The 1,289-nt window shown below is 75.2% G+C and carries 1 protein-coding gene; it reads right to left on the reverse strand.

The window, feature by feature from the left end:
- Window positions 1-971 (reverse strand): PP2C family protein-serine/threonine phosphatase (locus ACYVE9_RS25055; protein ID WP_461030173.1); only part of this gene is annotated, 971 nt, incomplete at its 3' end.
- Between the last annotated feature and the right edge of the window lie 318 nt (window positions 972-1,289).

Consider the following 1,289-nt stretch of genomic DNA (forward strand, 5'->3'; position numbering starts at 1 on the left):
CGCAGCGGGAAGGGCCGGCCGTCCCTGCCGCGGGCGTCCTCGGCTCCGTCGGTGTGCAGGAACAGCGTGTCGCCCGGGGTGAGCGCAAGGCGCAGCGGCGTCGGCAGCGGGTCCGGCAGGGCGAGCACCCCCAACGGCGGCAGCGGCCCGAGTGCGCTGACCTTCTCGACGCCGAAGCCGCCGCCCTCGCGGCGCAGCCGGTACGGCCAGGGGTGCCCGCAGTTGAGCAGCAGTGCCGTGCCGTCGGGCCGCACCTCCGCCAGCAGCACGGTGGCGAACTCCTCGGCGGCGCCCGGTTCGTCGCGGAGGCCGTCGCCGGTGCGCAGCCGCCGGTGCAGGGCCCGCTCCATCCTGGCGAGCACACCGCCCAGCTCGTCCTCCTCGTGGGCTGCCTCCCGGAAGCAGCCGAGCAGCGCGGCGACCGCGCCCACCGCGGGCAGTCCGTGCCCTCGGACGTCGCCCATCACGATGCGGACGCCGTGACCGGTGTCGACCGCCTCGTAGAGGTCACCGCCGACAGCGGCCCCCCTCGTCGCGGAGACGTACGCCGCCGACAGGCGCAGCGGGCCGATCCGTTCCGGGGGCGGTCGCAGCAGTGTCCGCTGCACGGCGGCGGCGATCTCGCGGGTGTGCTCGAGTTCGCGTTGCAGCCGCAGCCGCCGTCCGGCGGTGAGGTAGCTCGCCGTCACCACGGCGAGAACGGTGGCGCAGGTGGCCAACCGGGTCTGCGCGTCGTATCCGGTGCCGGCCGGGCCCATCGGGGCGAGGACCAGCGCCGTGCACAGTGCGCCGCCGAGCAGCACGCACACCCGGCGGCCGGTGGCCGCGCAGGCGATGGCCGGCCCGGCGGCGAGCAGCTGCACCAGTTGCGGGCCGCTCTCGCCGTGCAGCCGCTCGTAGAGCAGCACGGCGAGCACCCAACCGGCAGGCAACGCGTACGGCAGTGCCCGTCGTGCCCTCGTCCCGAACATGCCGGCAGCTCCCCTCACGGCCGTCCGGAAGGGGTCGGTGACGGCTGTGGGGCGCGTCGCCGGCCGCGACGGCCGTCTGCATTCTCGCGAGCCACCGCCGTCACACCGGAATGCTTCCCTTCAACCTCACCCGAACGAGTGAGGGGGGCGTTTGGTGTTCACCAGGCGCCCTGTCCGTGAGCGTGCTGCGATCCCCGTGCGCGTCGGCCACCCCCTGCGGCGTGACGGCCCGCCCTTCGTCGTGGCGGTCACCCGTCGGCTGCTATTCGTGGCGGTGGAGGGCGGAAACGGCGAGGGCCCCGTGGTCCGCGCTGTACG

It is taken from the genome of Streptomyces sparsus, assembly GCF_054776295.1.